This window comes from Streptomyces phaeochromogenes (assembly GCF_001418655.1).
Taxonomy (GTDB): Bacteria; Actinomycetota; Actinomycetes; order Streptomycetales; family Streptomycetaceae; genus Streptomyces; species Streptomyces phaeochromogenes.
This window is the reverse complement of sequence record NZ_LIQZ01000070.1, coordinates 46,265-62,517: the sequence shown is the minus strand read 5'-3', so window position 1 is coordinate 62,517 and position 16,253 is coordinate 46,265. Positions and strand designations below refer to the sequence as shown.

At 69.2% G+C, this 16,253-nt stretch carries 13 protein-coding genes; 1 reads left to right on the top strand and 12 read right to left on the bottom strand.

The genetic code is table 11. The features are described from left to right. Positions 1 to 218: 218 nt before the first annotated feature. Positions 219 to 3,386 (top strand): isoleucine--tRNA ligase, encoded by a 3,168-nt coding sequence (gene ileS, locus AOK17_RS10495; protein WP_055612105.1) that lies wholly within the window; start codon positions 219 to 221, stop codon positions 3,384 to 3,386. Between the two features lie 217 nt (positions 3,387 to 3,603). Here the strand turns inward: ileS and AOK17_RS10490 are convergent, their stop codons facing one another. The 12 genes from AOK17_RS10490 to AOK17_RS10435 form a co-directional block, all read right to left on the bottom strand. Further along, positions 3,604 to 4,791, bottom strand: a complete 1,188-nt coding sequence (locus tag AOK17_RS10490; RefSeq protein WP_055612104.1) for a DivIVA domain-containing protein — start codon at positions 4,789 to 4,791, stop codon at positions 3,604 to 3,606. A gap of 55 nt (positions 4,792 to 4,846) precedes the next feature. Beyond that, a complete protein-coding gene (locus AOK17_RS10485) occupies positions 4,847 to 5,131 on the bottom strand; it encodes a YggT family protein (RefSeq protein WP_055612103.1) in 285 nt (94 codons plus the stop codon). Between the two features lie 50 nt (positions 5,132 to 5,181). Further along, the gene (locus AOK17_RS10480) at positions 5,182 to 5,823 is read right to left on the bottom strand and encodes a cell division protein SepF (RefSeq protein WP_055612102.1); all 642 of its coding nucleotides are present in this window, start codon (positions 5,821 to 5,823) and stop codon (positions 5,182 to 5,184) included. Between the two features lie 128 nt (positions 5,824 to 5,951). Further along, positions 5,952 to 6,671: a YggS family pyridoxal phosphate-dependent enzyme gene (locus tag AOK17_RS10475; RefSeq protein WP_055612101.1), complete on the bottom strand. Its 720-nt coding sequence runs from the start codon at positions 6,669 to 6,671 to the stop codon at positions 5,952 to 5,954. A 6-nt stretch (positions 6,672 to 6,677) separates the two neighbouring features. After that, positions 6,678 to 7,415, bottom strand: a complete 738-nt coding sequence (gene pgeF / locus AOK17_RS10470; protein WP_055612100.1) for a peptidoglycan editing factor PgeF — start codon at positions 7,413 to 7,415, stop codon at positions 6,678 to 6,680. Continuing rightward, the gene (ftsZ, locus tag AOK17_RS10465) at positions 7,412 to 8,608 is read right to left on the bottom strand and encodes a cell division protein FtsZ (protein WP_055612099.1); all 1,197 of its coding nucleotides are present in this window, start codon (positions 8,606 to 8,608) and stop codon (positions 7,412 to 7,414) included. The genes pgeF and ftsZ overlap by 4 nt, the downstream gene beginning before the upstream one ends. Before the next feature lie 275 nt (positions 8,609 to 8,883). Next, positions 8,884 to 9,678, bottom strand: a complete 795-nt coding sequence (locus tag AOK17_RS10460; RefSeq protein ID WP_055612098.1) for a cell division protein FtsQ/DivIB — start codon at positions 9,676 to 9,678, stop codon at positions 8,884 to 8,886. A 23-nt stretch (positions 9,679 to 9,701) separates the two neighbouring features. Further along, entirely contained in the window at positions 9,702 to 10,790 is a 1,089-nt protein-coding gene (gene murG / locus AOK17_RS10455; RefSeq protein ID WP_055612097.1) for an undecaprenyldiphospho-muramoylpentapeptide beta-N-acetylglucosaminyltransferase, read from the bottom strand. Between the two features lie 6 nt (positions 10,791 to 10,796). Then, on the bottom strand, positions 10,797 to 12,161 hold the full coding sequence (ftsW, locus tag AOK17_RS10450) for a putative lipid II flippase FtsW (RefSeq protein ID WP_055612096.1): 1,365 nt from the start codon (positions 12,159 to 12,161) through the stop codon (positions 10,797 to 10,799). Between the two features lie 187 nt (positions 12,162 to 12,348). Then, positions 12,349 to 13,788, bottom strand: a complete 1,440-nt coding sequence (murD, locus tag AOK17_RS10445) for a UDP-N-acetylmuramoyl-L-alanine--D-glutamate ligase (protein WP_055612095.1) — start codon at positions 13,786 to 13,788, stop codon at positions 12,349 to 12,351. Continuing rightward, positions 13,770 to 14,840 (bottom strand): phospho-N-acetylmuramoyl-pentapeptide-transferase, encoded by a 1,071-nt coding sequence (mraY, locus tag AOK17_RS10440; RefSeq protein WP_055612094.1) that lies wholly within the window; start codon positions 14,838 to 14,840, stop codon positions 13,770 to 13,772. The genes murD and mraY overlap by 19 nt, the downstream gene beginning before the upstream one ends. Then, complete coding sequence (locus tag AOK17_RS10435; protein WP_055612093.1) at positions 14,837 to 16,249, bottom strand: UDP-N-acetylmuramoyl-tripeptide--D-alanyl-D-alanine ligase; 1,413 nt, start codon at positions 16,247 to 16,249, stop codon at positions 14,837 to 14,839. The genes mraY and AOK17_RS10435 overlap by 4 nt, the downstream gene beginning before the upstream one ends. Between the last annotated feature and the right edge of the window lie 4 nt (positions 16,250 to 16,253).

Genomic DNA, 16,253 nt, shown 5'->3' with positions numbered 1-16,253 from the left:
CCCCGGAGCCGCCGGAAGAAAGCCGCAGCCGAGAGGCACGAAAGGCAGCGGCCGGTAGACCCGGCATCGCGACCCCAATGAGGGGGCTCACCGGCGCGCAGGAAGCGCCGGAGAGCCAAGGAGGGTGGTACCGCGGGAGCGCGCCGCACACGGCGTAGGTGACAACACAGCTCTCGTCCCTCCGGACGGAAGGCAGAAAGTCCGCCGGAGGAAGCTCGTTGAATACGCAGCCGAGTACACAGCCGCAGTACCGCCAGGTGCCCGCCCAGGTCGACCTGTCCGCCCTCGAGCACGCCGTGCTCGACTTCTGGCGCGAGCAGAAGATCTTCGCCAAGACCCTGGAGCAGTCCGAGGGCCGCCCGGAGTGGGTGTTCTACGAGGGCCCGCCCACGGCCAACGGCATGCCCGGTGCCCACCACATCGAGGCGCGCGTCTTCAAGGACGTCTTCCCGCGCTTCCGCACCATGCGGGGCTACCACGTGGCCCGCAAGGCCGGCTGGGACTGCCACGGCCTCCCCGTGGAGCTGGCGGTCGAGAAGGAGCTCGGCTTCAACGGCAAGAAGGACATCGAGGCGTACGGCATCGCCGAGTTCAACGCCAAGTGCCGCGAGTCCGTGACCCGCCACACCGACGCCTTCGAAGAGCTCACGACCCGCATGGGTTACTGGACCGACCTGAACGACCCGTACCGCACGATGGACCCCGAGTACATCGAGTCCGTGTGGTGGTCGCTCAAGGAGATCTTCAACAAGGGCCTGCTGGTCCAGGACCACCGCGTCGCCCCCTGGTGCCCGCGCTGCGGCACGGGCCTCTCCGACCACGAGCTGGCGCAGGGCTACGAGACGGTCGTCGACCCCTCGGTGTTCGTCCGTTTCCCGCTCACCTCCGGTCCGCTCGCGGGCGAGGCCGCGCTCCTGGTGTGGACGACGACCCCGTGGACCCTGGTGTCCAACACCGCGGTCGCCGCCCACCCCGAGGTCACCTACGTCGTCGCGACGAAGGGCCCGTCCGGTGACGAGAAGCTCGTCGTCGCCGAGCCGCTCGTCGAGAAGGCACTCGGCGAGGGCTGGGAGACCACCGGCCAGACCTTCACCGGCGCCGAGATGGAGCGCTGGACGTATCAACGTCCGTTCGAGCTCGTCGAGTTCCCGAAGGACGAGCCCGCCCACTACGTGGTGAACGCGGAGTACGTGACGACCGAGGACGGCACGGGTCTGGTTCACCAGTCCCCCGCCTTCGGTGAGGAGGACCTCAAGGTCTGCCGCGAGTACGGCCTGCCCGTGGTGAACCCGGTCCGCCCGGACGGCACGTTCGAGGAGGACGTCCCCCTGGTCGGCGGCGTCTTCTTCAAGAAGGCCGACGAGAAGCTCACCGAGGACCTCCAGCAGCGCGGCCTGCTCTTCAAGCACATCCCGTACGAGCACAGCTACCCGCACTGCTGGCGCTGCCACACCGCGCTCCTCTACTACGCGCAGCCGTCCTGGTACATCCGCACCACGGCCATCAAGGACCGCCTCCTCCAGGAGAACGAGAAGACCAACTGGTACCCGGAGTCGGTCAAGACCGGCCGGTACGGCGACTGGCTGAACAACAACATCGACTGGGCCCTGTCCCGCAACCGCTACTGGGGCACCCCGCTGCCGATCTGGCGCTGCGAGGACGACCACCTCACGCTCGTCGGCTCCCGCGCCGAGCTCTCCGAGCTGACGGGCACGGACCAGTCGGACCTCGACCCGCACCGCCCGTTCATCGACGAGGTCACCTTCGCGTGCCCCCAGTGCGAGAAGACGGCCACGCGCGTGCCGGAGGTCATCGACGCCTGGTACGACTCGGGTTCGATGCCGTTCGCGCAGTGGGGCTACCCGTACAAGAACAAGGAACTCTTCGAGAGCCGCTACCCGGCGCAGTTCATCTCGGAGGCCATCGACCAGACCCGCGGCTGGTTCTACACGCTGATGGCGGTCGGCACGCTCGTCTTCGACAAGTCGTCGTACGAGAACGTGGTGTGCCTGGGCCACATCCTCGCCGAGGACGGCCGCAAGATGTCCAAGCACCTGGGCAACATCCTGCAGCCGATCCCGCTGATGGATCAGCACGGCGCCGACGCGGTCCGCTGGTTCATGGCGGCCGGCGGCTCCCCCTGGGCGGCCCGCCGCGTCGGCCACGGCACGATCCAGGAAGTCGTCCGCAAGACGCTCCTCACGTACTGGAACACGGTCGCCTTCCAGGCCCTGTACGCCCGCACGTCCAACTGGGCGCCCAGCGAGGCCGATCCGGCGCCCGCGGAGAGGCCCGTCCTCGACCGCTGGCTCCTGTCCGAACTCCACGCGCTCACCGACCAGGTGACGCAGGCTCTGGAGGCGTACGACACCCAGCGCGCCGGAAAGCTCCTCTCGGCGTTCGTCGACGACCTGTCCAACTGGTACGTACGCCGCTCGCGTCGCCGCTTCTGGCAGGGCGACAAGGCGGCGCTGCGCACCCTGCACGAGGTCGTCGAGACGGTCACGCGCCTGATGGCCCCGCTGACCCCGTTCATCACCGAGCGGGTCTGGCAGGACCTGGTGGTGCCCGTGACGCCGGGTGCCCCCGAGTCCGTACACCTGACGTCCTGGCCGGAGGCGGACCTGTCCGTCATCGACCCGGAGCTGTCCAGGCAGATGGTGCTCGTACGCCGTCTCGTGGAGCTGGGCCGTGCCACGCGCGCGGAGTCGGGCGTGAAGACGCGTCAGCCGCTGTCCCGCGCGCTGGTGGCGGCGACCGGATTCTCGGCTCTCGACCGTGAGCTGCACGCGCAGATCACGGAGGAGCTGAACGTGAGCGCGCTGGCCTCCCTCTCCGAGGTGGGCGGCTCGCTGGTCGACACGACCGCCAAGGCCAACTTCCGCGCGCTGGGCAAGCGGTTCGGCAAGGGCGTACAGGCGGTGGCCAAGGCCGTCGCCGAGGCCGACGCGGCTGCGCTGTCCCTGGCCCTGCGCGAGGGCACGGCGTCGGTGGAGGTCGACGGCGAGACCATCACGCTCGCCCCGGACGAGGTGATCATCACGGAGACCCCGCGCGAGGGCTGGTCCGTCGCCTCGGACTCCGGCGCGACGGTCGCCCTGGACCTGGAGATCACCGAGGAGCTGCGTCAGGCGGGCCTGGCCCGTGACGCGATCCGCCTGATCCAGGAGGCCCGCAAGAACAGCGGCCTGGACGTGGCCGACCGGATCGCCCTGCGCTGGACGTCCACGGACCCGAAGGTGATCGCGGCACTCACCGAGCACTCCGCACTGATCGCCGACGAGGTCCTCGCCACGGACTTCGGCCAGGGTGAGACGGACGACACGTACGGCGCCCCGTTCACGGACGAGTCGCTGTCGCTGACGTTCCGCCTCCGCAAGGCGTAGCGACAGCCTCGAAGGCCCGGTCCCGCCAAAGATCTTGGCGGGACCGGGCCTTCGGCGTTGCGTGCCCGCGTACAGATGCCCGCGTCCTCCGAACGCGCACACGGCCACACGCGGAGACGAAGGGGCCGCACACGCCCACGCAAAAGGGCGGAGCCCCGGATGGTTATCCGGGGCTCCGCCCTGAACGCTGCCGACGCCTAAGGCGTACGGGAGGCCGTCAGTTGTCGTCCTCGTCGATCAGGAAGCCACGCATCGGCGAGGGCGCCTGCTGCATGGGCGAGGGGCCCTGCGGCCGGACCGGCGCCATCGGCTGGGTCATGGCCGGCGACATCTGCTGCTGACCACCGTAGGACGGCGGGGCCGGAGCCGGGCCACCCATCTGCTGGCCACCGTAGGACGGCGCGCTCGCCCCGGCCGGAGCCATGGACGGACTCGGCGACGACGGAAGCGACGCGGCGGCCGGAGCACGCGGCGGAGCCAGCGAGTCGTCGGCCTGGGTCTCCAGCTGACGCAGCTGCGACTCCAGGTAGGACTTCAGACGCGTGCGGTACTCGCGCTCGAAGCCACGCAGGTCCTCGACCTTGCGCTCCAGCGTGGCGCGTGCGGACTCCAGGGAGCCCATCGCCACGCGGTGCTTCTCCTGCGCGTCCCGCTCGAGAGCGTCGGCCTTGGCACGGGCGTCGCGCTCCAGACCCTCGGCGCGGCTGCGGGCCTCGCCGACGATCTTGTTGGCCTCGGAACGGGCCTCGGCGATCGCCTGGTCGGCGGTCTGCTGCGCCAGCGAGAGGACACGGGCGGCGCTGTCGCCACCGGGGCCCTGACCGGGCTGACCCATCTGCGGGCCACCGTGACCGCCCATCGGGCCACCCATGGGACCGCCCATCGGGCCGCCCATCTGCTGGGGCATCTGCTGCTGCATCTGACCCTGCATCTGCTGCTGCATCTGACCGGGACCCTGACCCATGGGGCCCTGGCCCATCGGACCCTGACCCATCGGGCCGGGACCCTGCTGGCCACCCTGGGCGCTGGGGCCCGCGGGCAGCTGCGGCGCACCGCTCGGCAGCTGGGGCGGGCCGCCCATGGGGCCGCCCATCTGCTGCTGCGGCGGACCCGATATGCCGGCGGGCACGGGAGCGCCGGGACCGCGCATGCCCTGCGGCGGACCCTGTTGTTGCTGGGGATCCTGCTGTTCGGGCGGCTTGCGCATGCCCTGCTGCTGGTTCTGCGCGGCGGCGCGTGTGGCGGCGGCCAGCTTGGCGCGCAGGTCCTCGTTCTCGCGGAGCAGGCGGGTCAGTTCGGCTTCGACCTCATCGAGGAAGGCATCGACCTCGTCCTCGTCATAGCCTTCTCGGAGGCGGACGGTCGTGAACTGCTTGTTCCGCACGTCCTCGGGGGTCAACGGCATCTCTTCACCTCAACGTAGTCGTCGGCATCGTCGGCGTTCGGCAAGACCGTATCGTTCACAGCCGGCTCACAACGGAGATCAGGATGTAGACGATGATCATCAGTACGAAGAAGGACAGGTCGAGCGCCACGCCCCCGAGACGCAGCGGCGGGATGAACCGCCGCAGAAGCTTGAGCGGTGGATCAGTGACAGTGTAGGTGGCCTCCAGAACGACCACCATCGCCTTGCCGGGTTGCCATGAGCGGGCGAACTGGAAGACGTAGTCCATGACCAGCCGGAAGATCAGCACGATGAGGAAACACATCAGCGCGACGTACAGAACCTGCGCAACCACGCTCATGATCCGTGCTTCCCTCTCCCCTGTTTCCGTGCCTTGTCCGGTCCTGCGTCTCAGCTCTGGTTGAAGAACCCGCCCTCTGCGATGCGAGCCTTGTCCTCCGCCGTGACATCGACGTTAGCAGGCGACAACAGGAACACCTTCTGCGTCACCCGCTCGATGCTCCCGTGGAGACCAAACACCAAACCGGCCGCAAAGTCGACAAGTCGCTTCGCGTCTGTGTCATCCATCTCAGTCAGATTCATGATCACCGGGGTGCCCTCACGGAAGTGTTCCCCGATGGTACGGGCCTCGTTGTAGGTCCGGGGGTGCAGTGTGGTGATCCTGTACGGCTCTCGTTCCGACACGACCTTGGGCATGATCACCGGTGCGTTCTTCTCCAGGCTTTGACGTTCTTGTGTGATGGACGCCACGGGGGCGATACGCGCCGGACGCCCTGATTCCGCGGTGAGCGAAGCGGAATGTGACACGGGATCGCGCTGTACGGGTGGTTGCACCACTCGTACCGATTCGTCCCGTTGGGACTGATGCGGCTGGTGTGATTGATGCGACGGCTCATGCCGTCGACGGTCCCGCTCGGGCTCCGGGTCAAGCTCGGGCTCGAAGTCGTCGTCGGGGTCGAAGCCCCTGCCGTCGTACCCATCGTCCTCCACGAGGCCGAGGTAGACCGCCATCTTGCGCATCGCGCCGGCCATGCTCTGAGTCCTCCGCTCTGTGGTGGATCGGCTGACTATTGCCAAGTGCCCGCGATCCACGAGGTCGTTATGCCCACCTATGGTGGTAATGACCATATTTTCTGCTGTGGTCCGACTTCTTGGCGACGTTACCCGAGCCTGGGGCGGACTCCGAGTACCGCAGTACCGACGCGCACATGTGTCGCTCCGGCCGCCACGGCCTGTTCGAGGTCCGCACTCATCCCTGCCGAGACCATGTTCGCAGCCGGATGGGCGCTGCGCAGGTCAGTCGACAAATCCATCAGCCGCTCGAACGCCGCCAGTTCACGCCCCGCGTACGGTCCGGTGAGCGGGGCGACGGTCATCAGCCCGTCGAGCCTGAGCCCCGGAGCCCCGGCCACGAGACCGGCCAACTCCTCGATACCACCGGTCCCTACACCACCACGCTCCCCCCGTCCAGTCTCCTCGGCGTCGAGTGCGACCTGGATGAGGCAGCCCAGCTCGCGCTCCCGCCGCACCGCCTCCTTCGACAGGGCGGTGACGAGCCGGGCCCGGTCCACGGACTGCACGACATCCGCGTAACCGACCACGGAACGCACCTTGTTGGTCTGCAACTGACCGACGAAGTGCCAGGAGAGGAGCAGATCGGCGCAGGCCGCGGCCTTGGGTGCCGCGTCCTGGTCGCGGTTCTCGGCGACGTGGCGCACACCGAGTTCCGACAGGATCCGCACATCGTCGGCCGGATAGGTCTTGGTGACCACGATCAGGGTCACTTCTTCGCGCTTGCGCCCGGCGGCCACACACGCCGCCGCGATGCGCTCTTCCACTTTCGCCAGGTTTCCGGCGAGTTGAGCCTTACGGTCCGTCATGCCCCATCAGTCCAGCCACACATAGCCCGCGAGCCGCCCCGTGGTGCGGTCCCGGCGGTACGAGAAGTGATCATCGGACTCCAGCGTGCACACCGGCGACTGCTCCCGGTCGCGCACCCCGAGCCGCTCCAGTTGCGCATGCACCCCCGCGGTCACGTCGACCGCCGGCGTGCCCCAACTCGTCTCGGCGTACGCCGCGGGCTCGACGGCGGCGACCTCGGCGCGCATCGTGTCCGGTACTTCGTAGCAGCGGCCACAGACGGCGGGGCCGGTGCGGGCGACGATCCGGGCGGGCTCGGCGCCGAGTTCGACCATGGCCGCGACCGCGGCGGGCACGACGCCGGCGATCATGCCGGGCCGTCCCGCGTGGGCACCGGCCACGACACCGGCGACGGGGTCGGCGAGCAGTACGGGCGTGCAGTCCGCGGTGAGCACCGCGAGCGCGAGGCCCCGGCGCCTGGTGACCACTGCGTCCACCTTCGGCACCGGACGATCTCCCCACGGCTCGTCGACGACAGCGACGTCGGGCCCGTGCACCTGGTTCATCCAGACGACCAGGTCCGGGTCGAGGCCGAGCGACTTGGCGGCCAGCTCCCGGTTGGCGCGTACGGAATCGGGGTCGTCGCCGACCGCACCGCCGAGATTGAGCTCCTCGTACGGAACGGCGCTCACCCCGCCCCACCGGTCGGTGAAGGCGAAGTGCGCGCCGCTCGCAGTGCCCACTACGGAGCGCTGTCCTATCACTTGAGGAAGTCCGGCACGTCCAGCTCTTCGGCCGCGCTGTCCGAGTACGTGCGCGACGGCGGGACCGGCGGGGAGACCGACGGCAGTTCGTTGCTCACCGGCTCCGGAGTGGGCTCCGGGGCCTCCTTCGGCGTGACGCTGCCCAGCGAGCCGAAGGACGGGCGGCTGTCGCCCGACCGGGCCGGGGTGGGCTCGTCGCGCTTGGCGGAGGACGAGCCGAGGACGGTGTCCCGCTTCGACGGAGGCTGTCCGCCGTCGAAGCCGGCCGCGATGACGGTGACCCGGACCTCGTCGCCGAGCGCGTCGTCGATGACCGCGCCGAAGATGATGTTGGCCTCGGGGTGCGCGGCCTCGCTCACCAGCTGGGCGGCCTCGTTGATCTCGAACAGGCCGAGGTCGGAGCCGCCGGAGATGGAGAGCAGCACGCCTCGGGCGCCGTCGATGGACGCCTCCAGGAGCGGCGAGGAGATCGCCATCTCGGCCGCGGCCACCGCGCGGTCGTCGCCGCGGGCCGAGCCGATGCCCATGAGCGCCGAACCAGCCTCGGACATCACGGACTTGACGTCGGCGAAGTCGAGGTTGATCAGACCGGGCGTGGTGATGAGGTCGGTGATGCCCTGAACACCGGAGAGCAGGACCTGGTCCGCCGACTTGAAGGCGTCGAGGACCGAGACCTGGCGGTCCGAGATGGACAGCAGCCGGTCGTTGGGGATGACGATGAGGGTGTCGACCTCTTCGCGGAGTTCCGCGATGCCGTCCTCGGCCTGGTTGGCGCGGCGCCGTCCCTCGAAGGTGAACGGACGCGTGACCACGCCGATGGTGAGGGCGCCCAGCGAGCGGGCGATGTTGGCCACGACGGGTGCGCCGCCGGTGCCGGTGCCGCCGCCCTCGCCGGCTGTCACGAAGACCATGTCGGCCCCCTTGAGGACCTCCTCGATCTCCTCGCGGTGGTCCTCCGCCGCCTTGCGGCCGACGGCCGGGTTGGCTCCGGCGCCGAGTCCGCGGGTGAGTTCGCGGCCGACGTCGAGCTTGACGTCGGCGTCGCTCATCAACAGCGCCTGGGCGTCGGTGTTGATGGCGATGAACTCGACACCCTTGAGACCGACCTCGATCATCCGGTTGATGGCATTGACACCACCGCCGCCGACACCGATGACTTTGATGACTGCGAGGTAGTTCTGCGGTGCTGCCACGTCGAAGGCCTCTCGCCTCGAGTTACGTGTCGCCGCCTCGCACGTTCGCGATCCGACGACTGATGCCGAATGGGACGGTCCGAACGCCGACCCGAACCCTAACGCTGAAGTTTAGGGTTACCAGTGTGTCTGTTCCTTGGACTCTTCCGAACAGGACACTAAGTCGACAAGTGGCGCACGTTCAACGAACACGCCGAACCTCCCGTTTTTCTTTTCACCCTATGTGATCAGCCGTAGCGCTGCCCAACCAGGGTGCTGGCCTGCACGGATGAGCGTCAACTCCCCGATGACGCAGGGGCAGTGGGAACGCTGACATCGAAGTGCCGGGCCTCTGGAGCGGCTTTCATGAGAGCGCCGAGCGTACGGGCCTTGACGCCACTCTTCTCGCCACTTCCCCACAACACGGTCCGGTTGCCGCTCAACTCCAGCGAGATGGAGTCGTACGAACGGACCTTGACGACCTGGGTGTCACGCGCGACCGCGGCCGGAAGGGAACCCGCGACGCGCACCGCCTCGCGCATCAGCCGGTCGGTCCCGAAGCGGCGCAGGCCCGCGGACCGGGGCACCGTCAATTCCAGCGCGGGAACACCCTTCGGGGCGCGCGAAACCGTGGCATAACGCACGCCCTTGGCGTCCACTTCGATGAACTTTCCGCCCTTTTCGGCAATGAGAACCGGAGTGCGTTCGATCACTTTCAGCCCGATTCCATGGGGCCAGGAACGGACGACGTCAACCGAGTCAATTCGGGGCAATTTCCGGCGGAGTCTTGCCTCAATCACATCGGTGTCGACTGAAATCAACGGCGATCCGACCGGAACGTCGGCCGCCTCGACGACTTGATCGGGAGTCAGAACCCGTGTCCCGGAAGCCGATACGCGCTCCACGCGCAGCCACTGCGAGCCGTAGAGCACCCAGAGGCATCCCGCGGCGAGCAGCGCGAGGCAGACGACCGGAATGATGAGCTTACGAGGCTTCGGGAGCCTCTTCAGAAGAGGTGGCCGGGGCGGGCCGGAGCCCGGATCCTGTCGGGCTTGCCGTTCGCCGCGTTCGGCGGTGGTCGGTCCGGCCACGCTCCCCTGCCTTCTGCCACGCGCTAACGGCGTGACGCGATCGCCTCGTACACCATCCCGACAAGCAGGTCGTCGGCGTCCCGGCGGCCGAACTCGGAGGCGGCGCGGGACATCTCGAACAGCCGGTGCGGATCGGCGAGCACGGGCAGGACGTTGCTCTGCACCCACTGCGGTGTCAGTTCCGCGTCGTCGATCAGCAGTCCGCCGCCGGCCTTGACCACCGGCTGGGCGTTGAGCCGCTGTTCGCCGTTGCCGATGGGCAGCGGGACGTAGACGGCGGGGAGCCCGACGGCGGAGAGTTCGGCGACGGTCATCGCGCCCGCGCGGCAGAGCATCATGTCGGCCGCGGCGTACGCGAGGTCCATCCGGTCCACGTACGGTACCGGGATGTACGGGGGCATCCCCGGCATCTGGTGGACCTGCGGCAGTTCGTTCTTCGGGCCGACCGCGTGCAGGATCTGGATACCGGCCTGCTGGAGGTACGGGGCTGCCTGCTGGACCACCTCGTTGAGGCGGCGGGCACCCTGCGAGCCGCCGGAGACCAGCAGGGTCGGCAAGGAGGGGTCGAGCCCGAACGCGGCGCGCGCCTGCGGGCGTACGGCGGCCCGGTCGAGCGTGGCGATCGAGCGGCGCAGCGGGATGCCGATGTAACGGGCGTCGCGCAGCTTGCTGTCCGGTGTGGAGACGGCGACCCGGGCGGCGTACCGCGAACCGATCTTGTTGGCGAGGCCGGGGCGGGCGTTGGCCTCGTGGATGACGATCGGCACGCCGAGGCGCTTGGCCGCGAGGTAGGCGGGCAGGGCGACATAGCCGCCGAAGCCGACGACCGCGTCGGCCTTCGTGCGCTCAAGGATCTGCTCGGCCGCCTTGATCGTGCCACGCAGCCGTCCGGGGACGGTGATCAGCTCGGGGGTGGGCTTGCGCGGCAGCGGTACCGCGGGGATCAACGCGAGTTCGTAGCCTCGCTCTGGTACGAGTCGGGTCTCGAGTCCGCGCTCCGTGCCCAGGGCCGTGATACCCACGGTCGGGTCCTGCCTGCGCAGGGCGTCCGCGAGGGCGAGCGCGGGCTCGATGTGGCCGGCGGTCCCCCCACCGGCGAGTACGACATGCACCGAAATTCACCGCTCTCCGGACGAACGCGCCGCGGCGCGCCGTCGCATCGTGTTCCATCTCCGAGGCCCCGCGGCCCCTGCGGAGCCTCTCACCGCAGCCCGCTTTCTGCCAAAGCGGGGTTGCCGCATCGCAAGCGCCGCCCGCGCAGCGGGATCCTCACGCGCGAAAGCGATGAGGAGCCCGATGGCGAACATGGTCGGAAGCAGGGCGGATCCCCCGTAGGAGAACAGCGGGAGAGGGACGCCGGCGATCGGCAGCAGGCCGAGCACCGCACCGATGTTGATCACGGCCTGGGCCGTGATCCACGTGGTCACGCCTCCCGCGGCATACCTCACGAAGGGGTCCTCCGTGCGTCCGGCCACGCGGATACCCGCATAGCCTAGAGCCGCGAAGAGGGCGAGGACCGACAGCGTCCCCGCCAGGCCCAGTTCCTCACCGGTGATGGCGAAGATGAAGTCGGTGTGGGCTTCGGGCAGTTGCCCCCATTTCTCCACACTGGCGCCGAGGCCGGAGCCGAACAGCCCGCCGGAGGCGAGGGCGTAGATGCCGTGCACGGCCTGCCAGCAGTCGACGGGGCCCGACTGGGGTTCGGTGGCTCCCAGGCAGGAGAGGCGGGCCATGCGGTTCGGGCTGGTCTTGATCAGGATGAAGCCGATGGTCAGGGCGACGGCGAGCACGCCCCCGAAGAGCCGCGTGGGCGCCCCCGCGAGCCACAGCAGCCCGAACAGGATCGCGGTGAGGATGATCGCCGTGCCCATGTCGCCGCCGAGCATGATCAGCCCGAGCAGCATGAAGGCCACCGGAACGAGCGGCACCAGCATGTGCTTCCACTGCGCCAGCAGCCGCTTGTCCTGTTTGCGGGCGAGCAGGTCGGCGCCCCACAGGACGAGGGCGAGCTTGCCGAACTCGCTGGGCTGGAGCTGGAAGGGGCCGCCGACCGAGATCCAGTTCTGGTTGCCGTTGACCGCGACTCCTATCCCCGGCACCTGGACGAGGATCATCAGGAAGACCGAGCCGAGCAGCATCGGATAGGCCAGCGCCCGGTGCAGCTTGGACGGCATTCGCGAGGCGGCGAGCAGCAGCAGACCGCCGAGCACGGCGGCGAGGAACTGCTTGCGGAAGAAGTACGACCCGGGCAGCGACAGCTGGAGCGCGGTGATCTGCGAGGCGGAGTACACCATCACCAGACCGAGCACGGTGATCAGGAGGCTGCCGCCGAGGATCAGGTAGTAGGCGGTCAGCGGACGGTCCCAGGCACGGCGTACGCGCGTGTAGAGGCGTCCTACGGGGTTGTCGCGAGGGGGGCGGGGCCCGGCGGGCCGGCGGGGGGCCCGCTGGACGGGAGGACGCCCGGTACGGCTACTGGACATGGGCGGCACCTGCCATGCCGTGGGAGGGCACCCCGCCGGGAATCCCGGACCGTTCGGGCCCTGGGGGCGGGACGGGACGGCGCAGTGCCGTGCCACCGGCGGAAAGCCACCGACGAAGCCCCAGCCGGATCCGTGTCACGCGTCCCTCCCAGGTGTACCCGGCGCCGCCGGGCGAGGCGGACCCGGGTCAGCCGTCGACGGCGCCGAGTTCGCGAACCGCCTCCGCGAAAGCGTCGCCGCGCTTGTTGTAGTTGGCGAACATGTCCATGGACGCACAGGCCGGCGCCAGCAGGACAGTGTCTCCCGGATCGGAGAGCCGTGCGGCCTCACGTACGGCCGCGAGCATCGCCCCAGTGTCGGTCCGGTCGAGGTCGACCACGGGTACTTCCGGCGCGTGTCGCGCGAGCGCTTCACGGATGAGGGCCCGGTCGGCGCCGAACAGGACGACGCCCCGCAGTCGCTTTGCCGACTTGGCGACCAGCTCGTCGAAGGTCGCACCCTTGGCGAGCCCGCCGGCGATCCACACGATCGACTCGTACGCCGCCAAAGAGGCTTCCGCCGCATGCGTGTTGGTGGCCTTGGAGTCGTCGATGTAGGCGACCCGGTCCACGTCGGCCACGTGCTGGATGCGGTGGGCGTCGGGCCTGAAGGCCCGCAGACCGTCCCGTACGGCCGCGGCGGGCACTCCGAAGGCGCGGGCCAGGGCCGCCGCCGCAAGGGCGTTGGCGATGTTGTGCGGGGCCGGCGGGTTGACGTCCGCGATCTCGGCGAGTTCCTGGGCCTGCTTGTGCCGGTCCTCGACGAAGGCGCGGTCGACCAGGATGCCCTCCACGACGCCGAGTTGGGACGGGCCCGGGGTGCCGAGCGTGAAGCCGACCGCCCGGCAGCCCTCCTCGACGTCCGCCCCGCGCACCAGGTCCTCGGTGACCTTGTCGGCCATGTTGTAGACGCAGGCGACCCGATTGCCCTCGTAGATACGCCCCTTGTCGGCGGCGTACGCCTCCATGGAGCCGTGCCAGTCGAGGTGGTCCGGGGCGAGGTTCAGGACGGCGGCGGAGTGGGCGCGCAGCGAGGGCGCCCAGTGGAGCTGGTAGCTGGACAGCTCGACGGCCAGTACGTCGTAGGCGTCGTCGCCTTCCTGGACCACGTCGACGATCGGGGTGCCGATGTTGCCCACGGCGGCCGTACGAAGGCCCGCGGCGGCCAGGATCGAGGCGAGCATCTGGGTCGTGGTGGTCTTGCCGTTGGTGCCCGTGATGGCCAGCCAGGGGGCGGCGTCGGGGCCGCGCAGGCGCCAGGCGATCTCCACGTCGCCGACGACGTCCACGCCCGCCTCGGCGGCTGCCTGGAAGAGGGGGCTGCCCGGCTTCCAGCCCGGCGAGGTGACCACCAGGTCGGTGCCTTCGGGAAGCGTCTCGGCGTCCGCGAGACGTACCGAAATCCCTTCCCCCTCAAGGGAGGCGGCCCGCTCCAGGTGGGCCTCCGAGGAGCCCCCGTCGACGACCGTGACCGACGCGCCGAGGCCGGCCAGGGCGCGGGCGGCGCTGATGCCGCTCACGCCGAGACCGGCGACGGTGATGTTCATGCTCTGCCAGTCGAGGGCGGTCGTCACTTCTGGGCTGCCCATCCGGCGTAGAAGAGGCCGAGTCCGACGATCACGCACATGCCCTGGATGATCCAGAAGCGGACCACCACAAGGACCTCGGACCACCCCTTGAGTTCGAAGTGGTGCTGGAGTGGCGCCATTCGGAAGACGCGCTTGCCGGTGAGGCGGAACGAGCCGACCTGGATGACGACCGACATGGTGATCAGGACGAAGAGGCCGCCGAGCAGCGCGACAAGGAGCTCGGTGCGGGAGCAGATCGCGAGACCGGCGAGCGCGCCGCCGAGGGCCAGCGAACCGGTGTCACCCATGAAGATCTTGGCGGGCGAGGTGTTCCACCACAGAAAGCCGAAGCAGGCGCCCATCAGGGCCGCGGCGACGACGGCGAGGTCGAGCGGATCTCGTACCTCGTAGCAGGCGGCCGGGTTGGTGAGGGTCTGCGCGTTGGCGCATGACTCCTGGAACTGCCAGACACCGATGAAGGTGTACGCGCCGAAGACCATCACGGAGGCGCCGGTGGCGAGGCCGTCCAGGCCGTCCGTGAGGTTCACGCCGTTCGACATCGCGAGAATCATGAACAGCGCCCAGACCACGAACAGCACCGGGCCGATGGACCAGCCGAAGTCCTGCACGAAGGAGAGCTTCGTGGAGGCCGGGGTGTTGTTGAGGTTGTCCGGGAACTGCAGCGAGAGCACCGCGAAGGAGACACCGACGATCAGCTGGCCGGCCATCTTGGCCTTGGCCCGCAGACCGAGCGACCGGCGCTTGACGATCTTGATGTAGTCGTCGAGGAAGCCGACCAGGCCCATGCCCGTCATCAGGCCGAGCACCAGCACTCCGGAGAACCTCGGCGGCTGGCCGGTGATCACCTTGCTGAGGAAGTACGCCAGGAGCGTGGCCAGGATGAAGGCGATGCCACCCATCGTCGGCGTACCGCGCTTGGCGTGGTGCTCGCGCGGGCCGTCGTCGCGGATGTACTGGCCGTAGCCCTTGCGGGCCAGCAGCTTGATCAGCATGGGAGTGCCCACGAGAGTCAGGAAGAGGCCGATGACTCCCGCGAAGAGGATCTGATTCATCGGACGGCAACCTCACCCTCGGTGCCCTCGACCAGCGCCTCTGCGACCCGCTCCAGGCCGACCGACCGGGACGCCTTCACGAGTACGACGTCTCCCGGGCGCAGTTGACTGCGCAACAGGTCGATCGCCGCCTGTGTGTCGGACACGTGCACCGACTCCTCACCCCACGAACCCTCGTTATATGCGCCCAGTTGCAGCCAGGACGCTTCCCTGCCCCCGACCGCGACGAGCTTGCCGACATTGAGCCGGACGGCTAGCCGTCCGACCGCGTCGTGCTCGGCGAGCGCCTCGTCCCCGAGCTCGGCCATCTGACCGAGCACCGCCCAGGTCCGCCGCCCCTTGCCCATGGCCGCGAGCGCGCGCAGGGCGGCTCGCATGGACTCGGGGTTCGCGTTGTAGGCGTCGTTGACGACCGTCACGCCGTCCGGGCGCTCGGTGACCTCCATCCGCCAGCGGGAGAGGGAGCCCGCCTCGGAGAGCGCGGTGGCGATCTCGTCTGCGGACATGCCCAGCTCATGGGCGACGGCGGCCGCGGCGAGCGCGTTCGACACGTGGTGCTCACCGTACAGGCGCATGGTCACGTCGCTGCACCCGGAGGGTGTGTGAAGCCTGAACGCGGGCTGTCCGCTCTCCATGAGCGTCACGTTCTCGGCCCGTACGTCCGCTTCGCCGGACTCTCCGAAGAGGATCACGCGTGCTTTCGTCCGCGAGGCCATGGCTCGTACGAGGGGATCGTCGGCGTTCAGGATCGCGACGCCGCCCGCCTCCGCCGAGGGCAGGCCCTCCACCAACTCGCCCTTGGCCTGGGCGATTTGTTCACGTCCGCCGAACTCGCCGATGTGGGCGGTGCCGACGTTCAGGACGAGGCCGACCTTAGGGGGCGTCAGATCCGTCAGGTACCGGATGTGGCCGATGCCGCGGGCCCCCATCTCCAGGACCAGGAACCGGGTCTCCTCGGTGGCGCTGAGGGCGGTGAGCGGCAGCCCGATCTCGTTGTTGAGCGAGCCCGGTGTGTAGACCGTCGGCGCCTTGCGCTGGAGCACCTGGGCGATGAGGTCCTTGGTGCTGGTCTTGCCCGCGGAGCCGGTGAGGGCCACGAGGGTCGCGCCGAGCCGTTCGACGACGTGGCGTGCGAGGGCGCCCAGGGCCGTCTGGACGTCGTCCACGACGATCGCGGGCACGCCGACGGGCCGTGACGCCAGCACGGCCGCCGCGCCCGCCTCCACGACGCTCGCCGCGAAGTCGTGACCGTCCACGCGCTCGCCCACGAAGGCGACGAAGAGGCTGCCTGGCTCCACCTCACGGGAGTCCCTGACGACCCGTCCGGTGACCTGGACCGACGGATCCGGTATGTCGTGTGTCTGCCCGCCGACGACTGAGGCGATCTCGGCGAGAGAGAGGGCGATCACAAGT